Source organism: Arthrobacter sp. K5 (genome assembly GCF_040448525.1).
In the GTDB taxonomy this organism is placed as follows: domain Bacteria; phylum Actinomycetota; class Actinomycetes; order Actinomycetales; family Micrococcaceae; genus Arthrobacter; species Arthrobacter globiformis.
In genome coordinates, this window is record NZ_CP159279.1 from 4,562,195 (window position 1) to 4,582,233 (window position 20,039).

At 67.6% G+C, this 20,039-nt stretch carries 18 protein-coding genes; 8 read left to right on the forward strand and 10 right to left on the reverse strand.

What is annotated here, in order from left to right; all coding sequences use genetic code 11:
- Positions 1–83 precede the first annotated feature (83 nt).
- Complete coding sequence (locus ABRP34_RS20820) at positions 84–698, reverse strand: carbonic anhydrase (protein ID WP_353711630.1); 615 nt, start codon at positions 696–698, stop codon at positions 84–86.
- Positions 699–707: 9 nt separating this feature from the next.
- A complete protein-coding gene (locus tag ABRP34_RS20825) occupies positions 708–1,403 on the reverse strand; it encodes a DUF4245 domain-containing protein (protein ID WP_353711631.1) in 696 nt (231 codons plus the stop codon).
- 179 nt (positions 1,404–1,582) lie between these two features.
- On the opposite strand from ABRP34_RS20825, the gene glpX reads away from it, so the two are divergent.
- Positions 1,583–2,620 (forward strand): class II fructose-bisphosphatase, encoded by a 1,038-nt coding sequence (gene glpX / locus ABRP34_RS20830; RefSeq protein WP_003797994.1) that lies wholly within the window; start codon positions 1,583–1,585, stop codon positions 2,618–2,620.
- A gap of 112 nt (positions 2,621–2,732) precedes the next feature.
- Here glpX and ABRP34_RS20835 read toward each other — a convergent pair whose 3' ends face one another.
- The 6 genes from ABRP34_RS20835 to ABRP34_RS20860 all read right to left on the reverse strand — a co-directional run bounded on the left by ABRP34_RS20835 (position 2,733) and on the right by ABRP34_RS20860 (position 9,537).
- On the reverse strand, positions 2,733–3,341 hold the full coding sequence (locus tag ABRP34_RS20835; RefSeq protein WP_353711632.1) for a DUF559 domain-containing protein: 609 nt from the start codon (positions 3,339–3,341) through the stop codon (positions 2,733–2,735).
- A gap of 524 nt (positions 3,342–3,865) precedes the next feature.
- Positions 3,866–4,825 carry a peptidoglycan bridge formation glycyltransferase FemA/FemB family protein gene (locus ABRP34_RS20840; protein WP_353711633.1) on the reverse strand — a complete coding sequence of 320 codons (960 nt, stop codon included), beginning with the start codon at positions 4,823–4,825 and terminating at the stop codon, positions 3,866–3,868.
- A 5-nt stretch (positions 4,826–4,830) separates the two neighbouring features.
- The gene (gene manA / locus ABRP34_RS20845; protein WP_003797985.1) at positions 4,831–6,081 is read right to left on the reverse strand and encodes a mannose-6-phosphate isomerase, class I; all 1,251 of its coding nucleotides are present in this window, start codon (positions 6,079–6,081) and stop codon (positions 4,831–4,833) included.
- Between the two features lie 58 nt (positions 6,082–6,139).
- Entirely contained in the window at positions 6,140–7,798 is a 1,659-nt protein-coding gene (locus ABRP34_RS20850) for an LCP family protein (RefSeq protein WP_353711634.1), read from the reverse strand.
- A gap of 9 nt (positions 7,799–7,807) precedes the next feature.
- The gene (gene purE / locus ABRP34_RS20855) at positions 7,808–8,395 is read right to left on the reverse strand and encodes a 5-(carboxyamino)imidazole ribonucleotide mutase (RefSeq protein WP_353711635.1); all 588 of its coding nucleotides are present in this window, start codon (positions 8,393–8,395) and stop codon (positions 7,808–7,810) included.
- Positions 8,392–9,537, reverse strand: coding sequence for a 5-(carboxyamino)imidazole ribonucleotide synthase (locus ABRP34_RS20860; RefSeq protein WP_353713430.1), 1,146 nt, complete (start codon positions 9,535–9,537; stop codon positions 8,392–8,394). Before ABRP34_RS20860 ends, purE begins: the two co-directional genes overlap by 4 nt.
- 245 nt (positions 9,538–9,782) lie before the next feature.
- Here ABRP34_RS20860 and ABRP34_RS20865 point away from each other — a divergent pair, with 245 nt between their 5' ends.
- Positions 9,783–10,358: a GtrA family protein gene (locus ABRP34_RS20865; protein WP_353711636.1), complete on the forward strand. Its 576-nt coding sequence runs from the start codon at positions 9,783–9,785 to the stop codon at positions 10,356–10,358.
- Positions 10,359–10,400: 42 nt separating this feature from the next.
- On the opposite strand, the gene ABRP34_RS20870 is transcribed toward ABRP34_RS20865, so the two are convergent.
- Positions 10,401–11,099: a TIGR03089 family protein gene (locus ABRP34_RS20870; protein WP_353711637.1), complete on the reverse strand. Its 699-nt coding sequence runs from the start codon at positions 11,097–11,099 to the stop codon at positions 10,401–10,403.
- Between the two features lie 349 nt (positions 11,100–11,448).
- Here ABRP34_RS20870 and ABRP34_RS20875 point away from each other — a divergent pair, with 349 nt between their 5' ends.
- From ABRP34_RS20875 to ABRP34_RS20885, 3 genes are read left to right on the forward strand one after another with little or no spacing between them, the layout of a single operon-like run.
- Entirely contained in the window at positions 11,449–12,009 is a 561-nt protein-coding gene (locus ABRP34_RS20875; protein ID WP_353711638.1) for a WhiB family transcriptional regulator, read from the forward strand.
- A 29-nt stretch (positions 12,010–12,038) separates the two neighbouring features.
- Entirely contained in the window at positions 12,039–15,413 is a 3,375-nt protein-coding gene (locus ABRP34_RS20880; RefSeq protein WP_353711639.1) for a glycosyltransferase family 2 protein, read from the forward strand.
- On the forward strand, positions 15,406–17,076 hold the full coding sequence (locus ABRP34_RS20885; RefSeq protein ID WP_353711640.1) for a DUF5719 family protein: 1,671 nt from the start codon (positions 15,406–15,408) through the stop codon (positions 17,074–17,076). The genes ABRP34_RS20880 and ABRP34_RS20885 overlap by 8 nt, the downstream gene beginning before the upstream one ends.
- Positions 17,077–17,105: 29 nt before the next feature.
- On the opposite strand, the gene ABRP34_RS20890 is transcribed toward ABRP34_RS20885, so the two are convergent.
- Positions 17,106–17,618, reverse strand: coding sequence for a metallopeptidase family protein (locus ABRP34_RS20890; RefSeq protein WP_353711641.1), 513 nt, complete (start codon positions 17,616–17,618; stop codon positions 17,106–17,108).
- Positions 17,619–17,740: 122 nt separating this feature from the next.
- Here ABRP34_RS20890 and ABRP34_RS20895 point away from each other — a divergent pair, with 122 nt between their 5' ends.
- The 3 genes from ABRP34_RS20895 to ahcY all read left to right on the forward strand — a co-directional run bounded on the left by ABRP34_RS20895 (position 17,741) and on the right by ahcY (position 19,991).
- Positions 17,741–18,124 (forward strand): DUF3499 domain-containing protein, encoded by a 384-nt coding sequence (locus ABRP34_RS20895; RefSeq protein ID WP_043417629.1) that lies wholly within the window; start codon positions 17,741–17,743, stop codon positions 18,122–18,124.
- 93 nt (positions 18,125–18,217) lie between these two features.
- The gene (locus ABRP34_RS20900) at positions 18,218–18,457 is read left to right on the forward strand and encodes a hypothetical protein (protein ID WP_307100739.1); all 240 of its coding nucleotides are present in this window, start codon (positions 18,218–18,220) and stop codon (positions 18,455–18,457) included.
- Between the two features lie 52 nt (positions 18,458–18,509).
- Positions 18,510–19,991 (forward strand): adenosylhomocysteinase, encoded by a 1,482-nt coding sequence (gene ahcY / locus ABRP34_RS20905; protein ID WP_003797960.1) that lies wholly within the window; start codon positions 18,510–18,512, stop codon positions 19,989–19,991.
- Positions 19,992–20,039 lie beyond the last annotated feature (48 nt).

The following is a 20,039-nucleotide window of genomic DNA, read 5'->3' on the forward strand; positions in this document are numbered from 1 at the left end:
CTAGCTTAGGACGCCCGGGCGCCGCATCGAAAACCGTGAACGGCTTGCTACAGACGGCCCGCCCGGGCGCTTTCAGCCCGCTTCTAGAGGTCGCCGATTCCGGAAACAAGCTCCGCGTGGCCCTCGCCGAGGCTGTACGAGAGCCCGATGACCGCCGCCCGGCCCGACTCGATTGCGTCCGAAATCACACGCGAGCTGTCCACGAGGCGCTGCGAGGTCTGCTTGACATGCTCCACCACCATGTCGTTGACCTCCGCCTGCTCGTTCCGCAGGGAGGTGAGGACCGACGGCGTGATGCGCTCCACGAGGTCGCGGATGAAGCCCACCGGCATCTGGCCGGTTTCGACGGCGGATTTCGTGGCACTGACCGCGCCGCAGCTGTCGTGGCCGAGCACCACGATCAGCGGCACGCCGAGCACGCCGATGCTGTACTCGAGTGAGCCCAGGACGGCGTCGTCAATGACCTGGCCCGCGGTCCGGACGACGAAGACGTCGCCGAGTCCGACGTCGAAAATGATTTCAGCGGCGAGCCGCGAGTCCGAGCAACCGAAGATCACAGCGAAAGGATGCTGGTTCTCCACCAGCGAGGAGCGCCGGGAGGCGTCCTGGTTCGGGTGCGAGGATTCACCGGTTACAAAGCGTTCGTTGCCTTCGCGCAGACGGCGCCAGGCCAGGGCAGGAGTCAGGTAAGTTGTCACGGCCCCACCTTACGGTGCGGGGCTCGCCGACGGGGAAACGGTGACAGCAGGGTTACTTTCCAGGGACTTGACGACGGCGGCAGCCAGGACCGCGAACTCCTCCAGGTTGGCGTCTCCCGCCAGGACCACGGTGGTGCCGCGGTAGGCAAGCACCATGCTCTTCTCGCCCTTGCCGGTGTCATGGAGTTCCCATTCCTTGCCGCCGGCGTTGCGCGTGCCGGTGACCGGGGCGCTCTTGGTCTGCTGCACGAGCCAGGTGGGGTTGGCCTTGCTGGTCTGTGTCAGGCCGATGAATTTTTCCTTCGGGGTCACGTACCCGACCTCCCAGGCCGCGACGCCGGTGCCCGAAGCCGCCGCCCAGCGGGCGTAATTCGGGTGGAATGTGTCACCTGCCGCGGGGGCCACCGGTGTGAATCCCGCCACACCCTTGGCGTTGCTGGCGACGGCGCTGACGTCGATGTTGGGCCGGAAGCCGTCCGACTTCGGGGACGGATTCATCAGGACGATGGGCAGGAACGCAGCGACGCTTACCAGCAGGGCGATGATCATTCCGATCACCGAGGCATTCGCCCGTTTTGCGGCAGCCGCGGGGATTACCGGCTTGACGGGGTGGCCGGCCGTAGCTGGGGATGGGGTGGGAGCCTGCGTGCGGCTCGAGGGGGCGGACTGGTCCTGAGTATCACTCACCCTTCTATAGTCGCCCATGCGGGGTCCGAACTCACATTCGAAGCCGGCGGCGGTGAGGCCCTCCGTGCGTTACGCGGCGGGGTCATTCGCCGCCCAGGGTCCCGCGGCGGCGACTATGATCAGTTACAGAGGAATCACCGCGATGGTCGACTCAGGCCTGGCGGGTTCAATGATCGCCACTCGAAGAAGAGGTTCACGTGTCACCAGCGTCCATCACCCAGAAGTACTCAACGCTTTCCCCGTCGCTCGCCGTCGGAATTGACGAGCCGGACCGCAACCTCGCCCTTGAACTTGTCCGCGTCACCGAAGCCGCGGCAATCGCCGGCGGCCACTGGGTGGGCTTCGGCGACAAGAACAAGGCGGACGGCGCCGCCGTCGACGCGATGCGTTCCTTCCTGCAGACCGTCCACTTCAACGGCGTCGTGGTCATCGGTGAAGGCGAAAAAGACGAAGCCCCGATGCTGTTCAACGGCGAACAGGTTGGTGACGGCACCGGCCCCGAGTGCGACGTCGCCGTCGACCCCATCGATGGAACCCGCCTGACCGCACTCGGCATCAACAACGCCCTGGCTGTCCTGGCCGTCGCCGAGCGCGGCTCCATGTTCGACCCCTCCGCCGTGTTCTACATGGAGAAGCTGGTTACCGGTCCTGAGGCCGCCGACATGGTTGACCTGCGTCTGCCGGTCAAGCAGAACCTGCACCTGATCGCGAAGGCCAAGGGCGTGAAGGTCAACCAGCTCAACGTCATGATCCTGGACCGTGACCGCCACCGCCCTCTGGTCGAGGAAATCCGTGAAGCCGGCGCGCGCACCAAGTTCATCATGGACGGCGACGTTGCAGGTGCCATCGCGGCTGCCCGCTCCGGCACCGGCGTTGACGCCCTCATGGGCATCGGCGGAACCCCGGAAGGCATCGTGGCGGCCTGCGCCATCAAGTCCCTGGGCGGCGTGATCCAGGGCCGGCTGTGGCCCACGAGCGACGACGAGAAGCAGAAGGCGATCGACGCCGGCCACGACCTCGAGCGGGTCCTGTCCACGAACGACCTCGTCACCAGCGACAACTGCTACTTCGCCGCCACCGGCATCACCGACGGCGACCTCCTCCGCGGCGTCCGGTACAACAAGGAGAAGGTCCTGACGCAGTCGATCGTCATGCGCTCCAAGTCCGGCACCATCCGCTTCGTGGACGGCGAGCACCAGGCCAGCAAGTGGGAAGGCTACGCCCGCAAGAGCTAGCCCCTCCGCTTCCCCAGCGCCCTCCTAGCGCGAACGAACACTTGAGCCCCGCATCCGCCATGGATCCGGGGCTCAAGTGTTCGTTCGCGCATGGTTGCGAGCCGATCAACGCTCAGGTTCCCGATGCCTGGCGCCGAAGCTGCCCCTGCAGCGTTGCCCTGACCTTCTCGAGAACGAAGGGTTTATCGCCGTCCAGGTCATCTTTGAAAATTCTGAGCTCGGTCCAACCGAGGCGGTCCGTGGTTTCCTTACGCTTCCTGTCACGCGCGGCCTGGTCAGGATTTGAATGGTGCGCGCCGTCATATTGCAGCGCGAGTCGGTATTGCGGGTAGGCGGCGTCGGGCCACACCGCGGGCTGGCCCCAGCTGTTGCGGATCACATGGTTTAGAACTGGTTCGCCGAGCTTGGTGCGGGCAAGAACCAGGCGCATTCTGGTCTCCTGCGGGGAGTCAGCCCCAACGCGGATCTCTGGGAGTGCGAGCCGCGCCGTTTTCATGCCCCGCATGCCCGGGTGCGCGGCAATCATGCGGCGTAGGTCATCGATCGTGGCCAGGGGAGTCCTTGGTTTCGGGAAGTCGGGCCCGTGGGCAACCACCACCGAATCTCCTGCGGCGATCAGCTCATCAACAGTGAGAAGTCCTGCGAGATCAAGCCACGTCCTGGCTGGTGAGGTAACCCGGACGCCGTCGTGCATCACCACCTCTCCGGGCTTGAAAGTCATCCGGTGACCAACCACGTTGCGCCGCCGCGGCTGGCTTCCGTTACGGTCACGCGCAACCTGGATCCGCCAGTCCTCCTGCATCCAGCCGGGAAGGCCAAACTCCCAGATGCGGGCCCCGGAGTGATGGGTGAGGGTCGATTTGTCATCCAGCGCAGTGTAGGCGCGCAGGTTCGCCGGAGTCGTCGCATCCCCCTGCAGTGGAACGCGGATCCCGCGTGAAGGAATGGCTACATCAGGTTTTCGCTGACGCCGCCGGGACACCCCCGACGCAGCGGCACGGGATGAAGTGAATGATCCCCCGAGCAAGTCACGGGGAAGCGGCGAGAGACCCATGCTCCAGTGTGCAACGGTGGAAGAGCCCGTTGGACGTTATCCACAGGAGCAATTCTTGCTTTAAGCGCGAACGAACACTTAAGCCCCGAAAATTTCCAGGCGGCGGGGCCTAAGTGTTCGTTCGCACTCAGCGGGCGGGGCTTAAGTGTTCGTTCGCGCTCAGCGGGCGGGGCTTAAGTGTTCGTTCGCGCTCAGCGGGTGGGTCGCCTGATGAGTGCCTTGATGCCGTCGCGCAGTTTGCGGGCCACCTGGTAGGCCGCGTAGCGGGGCCGGTTGACGGGCAGGTCCCAGGTGCCGGGGTAGGCGATCTCGCGCCCGCCGAAGGACTTCTTGAACGCGGTGAACCCAGCCCACTTGTGGTCGGGCTGGTCGGCCGGGGCCACGCCCCACAGGTCCACGTGCTTCAGGCCCTTCTCCTGGGCATCGGCCATGAGCGTCACCAGGAGGGGAATGCCCGCGCTGAGCTTGCGGTGGGTGTCATCCATGGCCGCGTGGGCGTACGTCCGGGTGTCCGCCGAATCGTAGGCCAGAGCTGCCGCTACCGGGCCGCCATGCAGGTCGGCGATGAACAGTGTGGCCGCCCCTGCTGGCATCAGGGACTGGGCCACCTGCGTCAGGTACTCGTCGCTCTGCGGTTTGAAGCCGTTCCGCCGCGCCGTCATGTGGAGGAAGTTCAGGAGCACGCGGATGTCCTCGGGATCCTGCGTGGTGCGGAACGTGACGCCCTTCTTGTGGATGTTCCGGTACAGGTTGCGGTTGACCGGCTTCATCTCCGCCAGGACTTCCTTGAAGTCCCGGTCAAGGTCCACGATCCAGCTGAGTTCGGGCTGCTGGTTGACCGGGGCAGGCTGGAGGCCCCGGCTCCGCAGTGCCTCGGGAGCACCCTCAGGATCGAGACCGGCAGTCACCGGCTCGATCCGGATGAAGACGGCGCCGCAGGACTTTGCCAGTGCCCGGAGGGCCACCAGTGCGGCGTCGAACGCCTCAACCGACTCGGCCACAGGCCCGTAGGGCGCATAGAGGACCTTGCCCGCGGGGTTCTTTTCCTCGATGGCCAGGAAACTCCAGCCGGGACCGGACTGCCGGTGCACGTGGCGTCCCAGTGACTTCTGGAAGTCCTCCCAGGCTTTCGTTTGCAGGAAATACTCCACAGCGGTCAGGCCTTCATCGAGGTGGTCACGGCGAAGGCCACGGCGTTCTCCGTTGCCCCGGACACAGGGTGGACATTGACGGGGGCGTCGGTGTCCGGCAGGAAGGCACTCGCGCCGTGGCCCAGCCGAAGGTCGCCCTTCGGCGAGTCAAGGATCACCGAACCGGCAACGACAATAACCACCGCGGCGCCCGACTGCGCCAGCGGAACAGGCTCGCCGTCCGGCTGCAGTTCGATCCGCTGGAGCTGGAACTCGCGGAACGGCGGGAAGTACAGTTCCTGTCCGAGTTCGGAGGTCACCGGCTGGAGCATGGGAACGTCCACGGATTCGAAGGCAATCGTGTTCAGCAGCTCGGGAATGTCAATGAATTTGGGTGTCAGTCCGCCGCGAAGCACGTTGTCCGAGGACGCCATCACCTCGACGCCGAGCCCGTGCAGGTAGGCGTGGACTTTGCCGGCCGGGAGGTACACGGCTTCGCCGGGTTTCAGGGACAGCCGGTTCAGCAGGAGGGAGATCAGCACCCCGGGATCGCCGGGGTACTCGCTGTTGAGGCTCAGCACCGTGGAAAGCTCGAGCTGGTATGGAGACAGGGGTGCGCCCGAGGCCAGCGCGTCGACCACCCGGGACGTCGCTTCCCTGACTGCCTCGCCCCCGGCGATCAGCCGTTCGAACGCCAATCTCAGCGCCGTCGCCTCCTCGGGCTGGGAAAGGTCGTCGATGACGTCCTTCAGAACCTGCGGGACACCGTCTCCGGGGAGCTCAAGGCAGCCCGCCAGGTGGAGGAAGATGTCGCGGGACTTCTCCGGTTTCCGGAAACCGCACAGCGACTCGAACGGAGTCAGCGCGAAAATCATCTCCGGCTTGTGGTTGTCGTCATGGTAATTGCGGTTTGCTGCGGCGGCCGGTATGCCGGCGGCGTTTTCGCGGGCGTAACCGGCCCGGGCCTGCTCAAGGCTCGGGTGCACCTGCAGCGACAGCGGCTTGGCGGCGGCGAGGAGCTTAGCCAGGAACGGCAGCCGCGGACCGAACTCGGCTACCGAAGCCGCGCCCAGAAAATGTTCCGGGTCCTCGCCGATGAGTGCGTCCAGCGGCGTCGTCGTGCCGTCCGGCCGGGTGGCCACCGACGGCGAGTCAGGATGGGCACCGATCCACAGCTCGGCTTCCGGACCGCCGGACTCCGGCCGGCCGAGCAGGCCGGCGATCGCCGTCGTCGATCCCCAGGCATACGGCCGCAGGACATTCTCTATCTGGTACACGCCTGGTGTTCCCCCTTTTTTGATGTACGTATTGCTCAAAGCGTGCTGCGGCTATTGCTCAAAGCGGTGCGCACTGGCCGTTGGTGGCCACGAGGTCGCGGATAGCCTGCTCGTTGCCCTCACGCTTGAACTGGTTCAGCATCGCTTCCGTGATCGGTTCCCCCTCAGGGGTGGTGGTCACCGGGGTGAAGTCCGACGACGACGAGGGTGACGGTGAGGGGGTGGTGGCCGGAAGGCCCGCCAGGGGACCTGCGGCGCCCGCGGCGGAGAGCTTGCCGGGCACGGAACCCGGCTGCACCAATGTATCCTCCAACGCGGCGTCCCCGGGCGCGGCGGCCGGCGACGATTCGGAGCTGGCGGACGCGAGCAGCTTCTTGACCCGGTCATGGATCTGGTCGAAGTCGGGCACCGTGGAGAAGGACGCGTCGAAGTCCGGCGGGCCGATGGTGAGCCGCTTGATGTCCTGGCCCTTGGCCTTCATGGCCAGATCCACGAAGCTGCCGAGCTGGCTGGCGGAGACGTTGGAGTCCACCACCTTCGTGCCGGCGTTGGCGATGTCCTCGAATTTCGCCAGCAGCGTTGCAGGGTCCAGCTGTTTCAGCATGGCCTGCTGGACGCACTGCTGCCGCGCGATCCGGGCGTAGTCGTCCACGAATTCCCGGGACCGGCCGTACCAGAGGGCGTGGTAGCCGTCCAGCTTCTGATCTCCGGCCGGAATCCAGCCCAGGGGCATGCCATGGATGCCGTTGGCCTCGTCAATCATGTCGCCGCTGATGGGCACCCAGCCGCCGGCCTTGATCCGGATGCCGCCCATCGCGTCAATCAGCTTCGCGAAGCCGTCCATGTCCACCAGCACATACGCCTGCACGGTGATGCCGAGCGTGCCCGAAACCGCCTCCAGGGTGGCCTGCGCCCCGGGATCGGCGACACCGGGGTAGAGGTCCTTGTGCTCGTTCGTGACCTCGGTGTTGATCGCGTTGATGAGGCATTCGTCGCCGCAGTTGTAGCCTTCCGGATAGATCTTGCGCATGGGCGAACCCTCGCTGAACTGGGCGTTCTGCAGGTTGCGCGGCACGGAGATGATGGCTGTCTGGCCGGATTTGGCGTCCACGCTGAGCACCGACAGGCTGTCCGGGCGCCGGCCGGTCCGGTCTGCACCGGCGTCGCCGCCCATCATGAGGAAGTTGTAGCGGCCGTCCACGGGGTCGATGGCCGGGCCGCCGGCAAAGATGCTGCCGATGGCATTCCGGCTGACGTTCAGCAGGTAGGCGGCGTACCCCAGCGATCCGCTGCTCACCACCATGGCAAGGACAAGGGCAACCACGACGGCGGGCCGCATCCGGGTGGGCAGCAACACCGGCCGGATGAGCCGCAGGGTGTTGACGAACAGCACCAGCCAGCCCACTGCCAGCGCAGCAAGGACAAGGACGATGAGCAGCGACGCAACCGGATTGGTGATGATGTTGATCAGCAGGGTCCGGTTGGTGAACAGCAGTACCAGGGAAAGGACCACGAGCAGCCAGGCGCTGAGCGTCACGCGCAGGGCGATCCGGCCCAGCTTGCGGTCGCCGGCCACGATCTGGGCGCTCCCGGGCACCAGCAGCGTGAGCAGGATCAGCAGGAACGCGCGCTTGGTCCGGACAGGTTCAGCAGCGCTCGAGGGGTTGCGGACGGGATCCGTCAGCGGGCCCTGGGACGGCAGGTCGGTGTTGGACATGGCAGACCCCTACCGGCCGCTCCGCAGAGCCACGTTTGCGTCGGAGAAGACTTCGTTCACTTTCTGGCGCAGGTTGGCGCCCTTCCGGCTCGCCACGTCATTGAGTTCCTGCGCGAAATCCAGGAGCTCCGTGCGGAGGCGGGCGGAGAGTTCATCGGTGCCGGACGCCAGCATGCGGACGGCGAGCAGGCCTGCGTTCCGGGCCCCCGCGATGGAGACCGTGGCCACCGGGACCCCGGCGGGCATCTGGACGATGGAGAGCAGGGAATCCATGCCGTCCAGGGTCTTGAGCGGGACCGGGACACCGATCACCGGCAGGGGAGTGACTGACGCCAGCATGCCCGGCAGGTGCGCGGCGCCGCCGGCGCCGGCAATGATCACGCGGAGGCCGCGCTCGTGCGCGGTCTGTCCATAGCGGATCATCTCCGTGGGCATGCGGTGGGCGGAGACAACATCCGCCTCGAACGGAATGCCGAACTCGGCCAGGGCGTCTGCCGCGGCCTCCATGACGGGCCAGTCCGAATCCGAGCCCATAACGAGGCCGACGAGGGGAGCGGGGGCACCGGATTCCGGGGCTGCAGCGGATTCGTGGCTCATGGGGTCTCCTCGGTGGTGCCTGATGCCGCGGCCGGCAGTCTGCCGTCACGGATGATGTTCGCCACAACGGTGGCCCGCTGGCGGAGGGAGTCAACGTCGCCAGCGGACGCGCCCACGAGGTTGACGTGCCCGATCTTTCGGCCGGGACGCACGGACTTGCCGTAGCAGTGGACCTTGGCGGCCGGTTCTGCGGCCAGCGCGGCCGGGAAGGCGGAGAAGAGGTCCTGGTTGTCGCCGCCCAGAAAGTTCTTCATCACTGCCACCTGGCCCAGGACGTCCGTCGCACCGAGGGGCAGGTTCAGGACCGCCCGCAGGTGCTGTTCGAACTGGCTGGTGACGGAGCCGTCCTGCGTCCAGTGCCCCGTGTTGTGGGGCCGCATCGCCAATTCATTGATCAGGAAGCCGGCGCCGCTGCCGGGCGTCTCGAACATCTCCACGGCCATGACCCCGGTGACGCCGAGCTCATTCGCGATCCGGAGGGCAGCCTCTTCGGCGGCCGCGGCCACCTCAAGGGAAATGTTCTGTGCCGGCGCGATCACTTCGTCGCAGACGCCGTCCACCTGGATGGTGTGGACCACCGGCCAGGCGCGGGACGCCCCGTCCGGAGTGCGGGCAACGAGTGCCGAGAGCTCGCGGCTGAACTCGACCTTGGCCTCGGCGAGGAGCGGGCTCATGGCCTCGAACCAGTCGGCGGTCTCCGCGGCTTCCTCTGCCGAACCGACGATCCGGACGCCCTTTCCGTCATAGCCTCCCCGCGGCGTCTTGAGCACCACGGGCCAGCCGATCCGGTCCCCGAAGCTGACCAGCCCCGCGACGTCGTCCACTGCGGCCCACTCGGGGTTGGGCAGCTCGAGGCGGTCGATGGCCGCACGCATCACCAGTTTGTCCTGGGCGTTGACCAGCGCGTCCGGGCCGGGCTGGACGTTCACTCCGGCTTCGATCAGGGCATAGAGGTGGTCGCCCGGGACGTGCTCGTGGTCAAAGGTCATCACGTCCAGGCCCTTGGAGAATTCCATCAGGGCCGCGAGATCCTTGTAGTCGCCCACGGGGGCATTGGGGACGGCGGAGACTGCGGATACGTCTTCGCCTTCAGCCAAAACACGGAGTTCAAAGCCCAGGGCGGTGGCGGCCGGGGCCATCATGCGCGCAAGCTGGCCGCCGCCAACCACGCCGATTACTGGAAAAGTCACATGTTCCAGCCTACAGAAAAGGAGCGCGGTTGCTGTCTTTCATGGCTGGGAAGCTCCCCAAGTCGCCCGATTTTCTGCTGCGCGGCGGCTGATGGGGCCCTCCGGTGCCGGGACGCACTGAGGGTACTCCCGGGAAACGGCGCTAAAATGGGAGCTTGGCCCAACGGCCCCCACTATTCAGACGGCCACGGAGGGTCATGATTAACACACTTGCAGAGCGCATCCGGGGACTCGCCTCGCTATTCTGGCGCGAGGTGGCGAAGTTCGGTGCCGTGGGCGGTGTGGCGTTTGTCATTGACAACGGGCTGACTTATTACCTGATGCACGGACCCATGACGGACAGCGAGGCCAAGGCCCGCTTTGTGGGCGCCACCGTCGCCACCGTCTTTTCCTGGATCGCCAACCGTCTGTGGACGTTCCGGCACCGCCGCCAGGCCAACGTGCTCCGTGAATTCCTGATGTTCATCCTCATCAACGGCATCGGCATCGGCATCTCCACCGGCTTTACGGCCCTGGCCAAGTATTCCCTGGGCGTCACGGACAAGAACATGCTCTTCGCCGCGGGCGTCGTCGGCATTCTGGTGGCCACGGTTGTCCGCTTCTTTGCCTACCGGTTCCTCGTCTTCAACCAGGAACTGGACCAGGAGCCGGAGTTCTCGCACGACCACGAGATCCTCGAAGTGCACCACCACCACCACCACTCCGCCCAGCCGGCCGAGCGCGTCCTGGAACCCGACGTTGACGACCCCGAGCGGCCCGTCCGGCCGAGCTAGGCCCGGCCTCCGGGGCTAGCTCCGTCCGGCCCGCCGGGCAGCTCACTTGCCGTGGATGCGCTCGGCCGTCAGCAGCTTCTCCGTCAGCTCCACATCGCCATGGACCAGAACCACCGAACCGTCGGTCTTCCACACGCCGAGGGCGTTGGCCAGCGCCGCCTCGAGGCCGTCGGCCGCACGCACCAGGAGCCTCGCGCTCGGCTCGTGAACCGCGGCAAACTCCGCCAGGAGGGCCTCGTGCCGAACGGCTGCCCCGTCTGAGCTGCGCACCGCAGGGGCACCAGGGTCGGGGTCATTGTGGGCCATGAACACGTCACCGTGGGAGCGGACCTCCGCGGCGTAGTCGAGAACTCCGGCGGGCAGGTCGCCCGGCCACCGCATGGCCAGGGCCGGCAGCGGAACTGCAACGACGGCGTCGAACCCGTCCTCCGCGGCGTCCGGCTCGGACGTGGCAAGCAGGTCGGCGTCGCCGGGTCCGAGCACCACTTCCAGACCCAGCTGCCAGGCGGCGAGGGCCCAGACAATGGATTTCCAGTGTGCGGGCAGGTCCAGCCGCAGCCGCATCCCCGGCTCGGCGTCGAGTTCGTCCTGGAGCAGGTTGCTGGTCTTTGCGACCCAGTTGTCGAGCACGCGCCCCGAGAGTTCCACCCGCTCCGCATCGGGGCCGTACCAGGTCAGGCGCGGCGAAGTGGAGTGGCCCGAGCGCAGGGCCGTCATCAGATCAGTGGCCGGGATGTTCATGGCTTCATCTTGCCACGCCTTCCGGCGTGATCTCCGGCACAACAGTTTGTAACGTCGTTTGCCTTAACCGGCCGACCGGCGGCAGAATTGCCGGAATTGCCCGCGCGCCGGAAGGGATACTAAGGTTGCTGTCAAATTCCGGACGTGCGCCGCGCGGTACGGGAAAAAATTCCCGGGCGTGGCGCGCCTGCTGATCTGGCCCGGCATTGATTATTATTCCGTCGCGGCTTGACTCCCCCTACTTACACGCGTGTAATTAGATATCGAAAAGCCGCGGCGAACTCTCAGGATCACCACGTAGTGTCCTGAACGTCGGGGCCGGGGGCCGCACTACTCAGGAGGGGACGCCATGGGGCAAGCGGAGCGTATGCATGATGGTGCTGTTATGGCCGGCCAGGCCACAGCAAAGTACAGGTCTCGGGGGGTACCCAGCGACTGGTACGTAGATCCGGCTGATCCGGACGCCGCAGAGCGGTACAACAAGGACACGTCTGCCTCGCTTCAGGATCAGGCCACGGCCTTCCTGGCCCAGCATGACGCCCTCCAGAATGAGTCCCTGCTGGCCGGCCGGCCGGAGCAGGATGAGGACGATCTTGATCCCCCCATGGAGATCCGGAACCCGGCACCCTCCACCCTGGCCCAGCCGGTGTGGATCGGGTTGCCGCTGGGACAGGATTTCGACGACGAAGGCGAGCTTGGCTGGCAGACCGACGCGCTGTGCGCCCAGACGGATCCGGAGGCCTTTTTCCCGGAAAAGGGCGGTTCCACGCGGGACGCCAAGAAAGTCTGCGGAGCGTGCAGCGTCCGCTCGCAGTGCTTGGAGTACGCACTGGCCAATGACGAACGGTTCGGGATTTGGGGTGGCCTCTCCGAGCGTGAGCGCCGACGGCTGAGGAAGCGAGCGGTCTAATTCTTCAGGAAGTACACGTCACTGCCGTTGTGGTCGCCCACAACGGCAGTGATTATCTGCCCAGGACACTTTCAGCGCTGGCCGCACAAACCCGGCCGGCGGACACCGTAATCGGGGTGGATACCGGCTCACAGGACAATTCGGCTGACCTCCTGCAGCAGGCCATCGGCGACGCCAATGTCATAACCGTCAACGGCGGCAAGACGGGAATGGGCGCCGCCGTGCGGGCCGGTCTGGCCGCCCTGGCCCCGTGGAACCGGCGGGGCACGCAGGACCAGTCCGAATGGATCTGGCTGTTGCACGACGACGCGGCACCCGCCCCCGAGGCGCTGGCCGAACTCCTGCACGCCGTGGAGCGTGCCCCCTCCGTTACGGTCGCGGGCTGCAAGCAACTGGACTGGAACGCCAGACGGCGTCTCATCGACGTCGGGCTTTCCACCAGCCGCTGGGCAGAGCGGCTCACGCTGATCGAGGCGGACGAACTCGACCAGGGGCAGTACGACGGACGTTCCGACACCTTCGCCGTCAACTCCGCCGGAATGCTGGTTCGGCGGGACATCTGGGAACACCTCAAAGGGTTTGACCCCGCGCTTCCCGGCACGGGCGACGACGTCGACTTCTGCTGGCGGAACCGGCTGGCCGGGCATCGGGTGGTGGTGGTTCCCAGCGCAAGGATGTTCCACGTCTCGCACCGGCCGCACGCGCTTGGCACGGCCTCGGCCGCACGCCGCGCACAGGTCCACCTGCGGCTAAAGCACGCCCCGCTGTGGGCACTGCCGCTGCACGCTGCCGGCGCCCTCTTCGGGAGCCTCCTCCGGCTGGTCTTCAGCATCGCCGTGAAGGATCCCGGCTACGGCTTTTCGCAGCTCCTGGCCACGGCTGCGGCTCTCGCCAGGCCGGCTGCCCTCGCCCGCGGGCGGCGCAACGCTGCCCGCACCCGCCGCGTGCGCCGGTCCGTGGTCAAAGCCCTGCAGACCGAACGGCGCGAAGTGTGGGGCCACCGGCGCTCCCTGATGGAGGCGCTGGGCGCGGACGACGCCCGGGCAGCCGAGGACAGCAACGATCCGCTGGAGGAACAGCCCAGCGGCGACTCGACGGACGACTTCGCGGCCCTGTCCACGAATGAACGGGGCTGGGTGGGCAACGGTGCCGTCGCCGCCGCGATCCTTGCCGCCGTATCGTCCTTCGCCGGCCTTGCCGGGCTTTTCCAGGCCGGCGCCGCTGCCGGCGGAGCGCTCCTGCCGGTCTCAGCCCGGCTGGAGGACATCTGGCACCACGCCTCCAGCTGGTGGATCGGACTGGGCGCCGGACTTCCCGGGCACGGCGACCCCTTCGGCTACGTCCTCTGGATCCTCGGCCTGCTGGGCGGAGGCAACGCCAACGGTGCCGTCATCTGGCTCCTTCTGCTGGCCATGCCGCTCTCCGGCCTGACTGCCTGGTTCGCCTCCGGTGCCCTGAGTTCCTACCGCCGCTTCCGGTTGGCGGCTGCCCTGGTCTGGGCGGCGGCGCCCGCCCTGCAGGTGGCTGTCAACCAAGGGCGCGTCGGAGCCCTGCTGGCGCACCTCATGATGCCTCTGCTGGTCCTCGCACTTCTGCGGGCCACCGGCTCCGCGATCGGGAGCGGCCGGTTCGCCCCCGTTCCGGCCGGCAGCCTCGCGGACCAGCCGCCAGCAAAGCCCGGCGTTAACGGCACACCGTCGTGGACGGCAGCCGCGGCCGCCGGGCTGGCCCTGGCGGTTATCACGGCCGCCGCCCCGTCGCTCCTGCTGCCGGCCGCCGTCGGCATCATCATCCTGAGCCTGGTGCTGGGGACACGCGGACGCACAATCTGGTGGGCGCTCCTGCCGAGCGCTGCAATGTTTGTGCCGTTTGCGCTGTCCACCCTCGACCGGCCCAGGGCATTGTTGGCCGACCCCGGACTGCCGCTGCCTTTCGAAGCTGCTCCGGTGTGGCAGCAGATCCTGGGCCAGCCGCTCAGTTTCGACACCGCCGGCGGTCTCGCCGGGCTGGCACTCTTTTCCGGCGGCTCCGTGCCCTGGGCGCTGCTGCTGGCCCTCCTGATCGGAGCCCCGCTGCTGGCCTTGGCCGTTGCCGCGCTCTTTGTTCCGCTCCGCGTCCACCCGGACCGCCGCGGGCGCGTCGCCAGGGCCCTCTGGGCAGCGGCGCTGCTCGCGCTGGCTGGCGGATGGCTGGCAGCACACGTCGCCACCGGGGCCGGCACCCAGGCGCTCGTTGTGCCTTTCACCGGTCCGGCCGTGTCCGCGGCTGTGTTCGGATTGCTGGGGGCCGCCGTCGTCGGCGGTGACGGCCTGCTGGCGCTTGCCGCTTCCGGCCCGGACACTGGCCCGGGCACTGTAAACCCGGGCACTGTGTCCCGTGGCGCGGGAGCGCGGCACGGCGCAGTGGCCCGCAGTGCCGCGGCGCTGGCGCTGGTGCTCCTGCTCGCCGGGCCGCTGGCCGGGCTGGCGGCCTGGACAGTGCAGAATGTCACGCAGCCAGCGGACTCCGCGGTCCACGCTGACACAGCAGACCTCGGGACACCCCGGCTCGTGGGCCCCACGGACCCGCGGATGCTGCCCGCCACCGCGGTGGACCGCGGCGAGGGGCCGGAGCAGACCCGGACGCTGCTGATCAGCACCGGCGACGACGGAACGTACAGCGCCACCCTCATGCGCGGTGGCGGCACCACGCTGGACAGCTTCTCAACCATTGCGGCCGCCCGAAACATCAGGGGCAACCCCGGGCAGGAATCTGTCCGCGACGACGACGAAGTCACCGCGGCGCTGCGCACCAGCGTGGCCACCCTGGTGGCTGCCCGCGGGGTAGACCCGCGGCCAGAACTGGAGCGGCTCGGCGTCGGATTCGTCGTCCTGCGCGCCGCAGACACGGCAGCGCAGCTGACGGCCAGCCGGATGGACGCGGTCCCCGGGCTGACGGCCGTGGGGCCCACTGATTCGGGCTGGCTCTGGCGCGTGACCCCCCTTAATGGCGCGGTGCTGCAGCCGGCCGACGTCGCCCATCGCGTGCGCATCGTCGACACCAAGGGCGCCACGATCGGCCTGGTTCCGTCGGGTCTGACCGGCGCCGAAGCCTCGGTGCCCAAGGGGCCCGAGGGCAGGCTGCTGGTACTCGCCGAGCGCGCAGATCCCGGCTGGACCGCCTGGCTCGACGGCCGCAAACTGACCTCCACCACTTCCGGCTGGTCCCAGGCGTTCACACTGCCCCCGCAGGCCGGCCAGGTGACACTCCGCTACGAAAGCCCGTGGGCACTCTGGTCGGGCGTCCTGCAGGCCGCCGTCATTGGCCTGACCGTGCTGCTGGCGCTCCCGATGCCGGCCCGGCGCCCCAACACCGGCCTGTCCAGGGACGAAGGCTCCCTGCGTAAGGAATACCAGAATGCATGAGGAAGAGAACGACGGCGGGACTCCGGCGAGGCAGGGCAGCGAAACGGCAGCCCGGGCTACTGGAGGCAACGCTTCCGGAACCCGCTCCAGCGGTGCCGGCCGCCGCGGCATCGTGGCTGGGGTGCTTTCAGGTGTGGTGATCCTCGCCGCCGGGGGAGGCGTTGTAGCGGCAACCACCCTGGCGCCTCAGCCGTCGTCGGCCAGGCCGCTCGATCCGGCGGAAGCGGCTGTGCCGGCCGGAAGCGTCCAGGACGTCTGTCCTGCCCCGGCGCGGCTCCTCGAAGGAACGCCGGTGGGGACCGACCCCCAGTTCAGCCCCGAATCCGCCACAGCCAAGAGCACCGTGTCCGCGGCGGTGGTCAGTTCGGCGGGCGGCAGTCTCCCCGGCAGTGCGCTCTCCGCGCTGAAGGGGTCCGAGCTGCAGCGGATCGCCAAGGCGCCCGCCTCGCCGACGGCTCCCGCCGGCTCCTCCGGAGTGATCGCCGGGGTGGTCGAGGAGGAACCCGTGGACGACGTCAGCGTGCTGTCCGCGGACGCCCTGGCCAACCGGCAGCCGGCGGCTGCAGCCCTTATGGCCTACACGGCCACGGACGGGGACCTGCAGGGTTCGGCGGCCGCCGCCTGCCAGGCGCCCTCGAACGACCTCTGGCTCAGCGGCGCCAACACCGCAGTGGGCCGCAGCAGCGTCATCAATCTCACGAACGCCTCCACCACCCCTGCAACGGTGAACCTTGAGCTTTACGGAAAGGCCGGCCAGGTCAAGGCCTCGGGCAGCCGCGGCCTGCTGGTGGGGCCGAAGTCGACGCGCTCAATCGTCCTGGCCGGTCTCGCGCCCGGTGAGGAACGGCTGAGCGTGCACATCCGAAGCTCCGGCGGGCCCGTCAGTGCCTTCATCCAGCAGAGCGTGTTGCGTGGGCTGACCTCCGGCGGCGTGGATTTCATCGCACCCGGGATCTCCGCGGCTCCGTCCCAAGTGATGACAGGCATCGACATCCAAGATGCCGGGGACGTGAAGTCACTGACCGGCGAATCGGGTTTTGACGACGCCGGACCGTCGCTGCAGATCACCGTTCCCGGCCCGTCGGATGCCGTGGTGGAGGTCAAGCTGTTTGGCCGCGCCGGGCAGCAGGCCCTGCCGGGCGGGGGCGTTGTCACGGCCAAGGCCGGCACCGTCACCGAAGTGCCCCTTGCAGGCGTTCCTGCCGGCAAGTACACCGTTTCTGCCGCGTCCGACGTCAGCATCGTGGCCGCCGCGCGCGTAAGCCGGGGCCTGAAGTCCACCCAGAGCCTGGACTTCGCGTGGTCGCCGGCCACCGCCCAGCTTGGCAGCCAGCACATAGTCCCGCTTCCCCAGGGCGGGGAGCGGCAGCTGGTCTTCGGCGCCCTGGACGACAGGGCCACCATTTCCTACACCCCGATCACTGCCGACGGGAAACTCCGCACCGCGGCGACCGCGGACATTGCGGCCGGCACGACCACAACCCTCAAGGCAGCGGACAAGATCGGCAACTCGGCCGTCGTCGGATATGTGGTGTCCGCCTCCGGTGGAGCGGCCTACGGCACCGTGCTGCTGGAACGGGAGGGCAGGAACGATGTTTCCACCGTGGCCATCGCTCCGGGCGCCGAGGGCCAGGAAAAAGTACCGGTGACACTGGGCTACTAGCCGCGGACGTGCGGCAACTTAAACCCGGCCTAGTAGCGCCGGCGGTACACCGGGTCCAGTGTTTCCGGGGCGACGCCCAGCATTTCGGCGGTATGTTCCACCACCACGTCGTGCACCAGGTCCTGGAGTTCCTCCTTGACGGGGCAGGCCTGCTCAACCACGCGGCGGTACAGCGTGATGATGGGGCCCTCGTCCTCGGTGGCGGGGGTGTAGCAGCCCAAGGGAGCGGGCGAGCCGTCGGCCACCAGCTGTTCCAGGTTCGGCGGGATCTCGTCGACGGCGAACCGGACGCCGTCGAGCGGCTTGCCCCAGATGTCATGGAGCCGCTGGGCGGAGTCCATGACGAGTTCATCAAACCGGTCCGAGCGGCTTCGGTAGCCGGGGAGCGTGGGCAGCAGCAGTTCGCCCCGGAGGCCGCGGCCGTGCCGGTTGCGCCGGCGCTGGGTGAAGCTCCGGCCAGCGGGGACCCCGGTGGCGTCCCCGGACGTTTCCGGGTCAGCCAACCGGACCGTGAAACCCGAAGCATGGTGCGATGACTGCATATACAGACTTTAGACCCGCCGAATGATTTGCGCGACATAACCGGACCGGAGCCGCGCTGCCGTGGCGCGGGCCGTCCGTCAATGTCGGGAAATCTGCCCAGGGCAGAGTATTCTGTGTTTTCGTGGGTGCAATACGTCAGTGTTCCAGGTCAGCCTGCCGCCAGTCTGCGGTGGCAACTCTGACGTACGTCTACGCGGACTCGACGGCCGTCCTCGGCCCGCTGGCAACCTACGCGGAGCCGCACTGCTACGACCTTTGCGAGCAGCATGCCGGTTCGCTGACCGTCCCGCGCGGCTGGGAAGTGCTCCGCCTCGCCATGCCCTCGCAGCCGCCCCAGCCCGGTCCTGACGACCTTCTCGCCCTGGCCGACGCCGTCCGTGAGGCAGCGTCCCGCCCGGCGTCCCCGGCCCCGGGCCAGCGCGCCGCCCACTCGGCGCTGGAGGCACCGGCCGCAACCGAAGGCACACGCCGCGGCCACCTGCGCATCCTGCGCGAACCGTCCTAATTCTGCACAAAACTTCCTCATACCGAACTGGCGGTAGGCTGGAAGCTGAAATCCGTCAGCCACAGCGCTTGTGCCCAGCAGGGAGCATCCACCATGCCAAAGATCAGTCCTGAACTGTTGTCCGTTCTGCGGTGCCCGGTCACCGGATCGGCTCTGACCCAGGAGGGCGAGGAACTCGTTTCAACCTCGGCGGCGGAGGGCGGCGAACGGCTACGGTACGCCATCGAAGACGGCATTCCGCTGCTGCTTCCCCCGGAACTCCGCGCCGCAGCCTCGGCCGCCCGGTCGGACCAGCACGACGCCGGCCCCGCAGCGGCCGCCCCTACCGCCTAACACCCAGCCAGCACCGCAGAAGGCTAGACGCCGGACACAGCAAAGGATTCCCATGACGTTCGATTACAAGGTTGCCGACATCTCCCTGGCCGAGGCCGGGCGCCACCAGATCCGCCTCGCCGAGCACGAGATGCCGGGGCTGATGTCGCTGCGCCGGGAATTCGGACCCAGCCAGCCCCTCAAGGGCGCCCGGATCGCCGGGTCGCTGCACATGACGGTACAGACCGCCGTGCTCATCGAGACCCTCACCGCACTCGGCGCCGAGGTCCGCTGGGCCTCCTGCAACATCTTCTCCACCCAGGACGAGGCCGCCGCCGCAGTGGTGGTGGGCACCGGCACCGTGGAGAACCCGCAGGGCGTTCCCGTGTTCGCCTGGAAGGGCGAAACGCTGGAGGAATACTGGTGGACCGCTGAGCAGATCCTCACCTGGCCCGGCGCCGACGCGAACCCTGAGCTGGGCCCGAACATGATTCTCGACGACGGCGGCGACGCCACGCTGCTGCTGCACCGCGGCGTGGAGTTCGAGGCAGCAGGGGCCGTTCCGGCAGCCGCGGCCAACGACCCCGAGGAATACGGGATCGTCCTTGACGTGCTGCGCCGGACGCTGGCCGAGGACCCGAAGAAGTGGACCCGGCTCGCCGCCGGCATCCACGGCGTCAGCGAGGAAACCACCACGGGCGTGCACCGCCTCTACCAGCTCGCCGAACAGGGCAAGCTGCTCTTCCCGGCGATCAACGTCAACGACTCCGTGACGAAGAGCAAGTTCGACAACAAGTACGGCATCCGGCATTCACTGCCGGACGGCCTCAACCGGGCCACCGATGTCCTCATCGGCGGCAAGGTCGCCGTCGTCTGCGGCTACGGCGACGTCGGCAAGGGTGCCGCCGAGGCGCTCCGCGGCCAGGGCGCCCGCGTTATCGTCACCGAGATCGATCCCATCTGTGCGCTTCAGGCAGCCATGGACGGCTACCAGGTGGCCAAGCTGGAAAGCGTGCTGGACCAGGGCGACATCTTCATCACCACCACGGGCAACAAGGACGTCATCATGGCCGAGCACATGGCCGGCATGAAGAACAAGGCCATCGTGGGCAACATCGGGCACTTCGACAACGAAATCGACATGGCAGGCCTCGGCCGGATCCCCGGCATCCGGAAGGTCGAGATCAAGCCCCAGGTCCACGAATGGGTCTTCGGCGGCGACTCCGCGGACAGCACCCGGTCCATCATCGTCCTGTCCGAAGGGCGGCTGCTGAACCTGGGCAACGCCACCGGCCACCCGTCGTTCGTCATGAGCAACTCCTTCGCCAACCAGACCATCGCGCAGATCGAGCTGTTCACCAAGAAGGACCAGCCCGAAGGCGAGCGGGAATACGAAAACCAGGTCTACGTACTGCCCAAGATCCTGGACGAGAAGGTGGCACGCCTGCACCTCGATGCCTTGGGTGTTGAGCTGACCGAACTGTCCAAGGACCAGGCCGACTACCTGGACGTGGACGTGGCCGGCCCGTACAAGCCGCAGCACTACCGCTACTAGCCGCAGACCCTAACCCCGCACCCCGGCACGCCGTGGAACTCCAGGGCG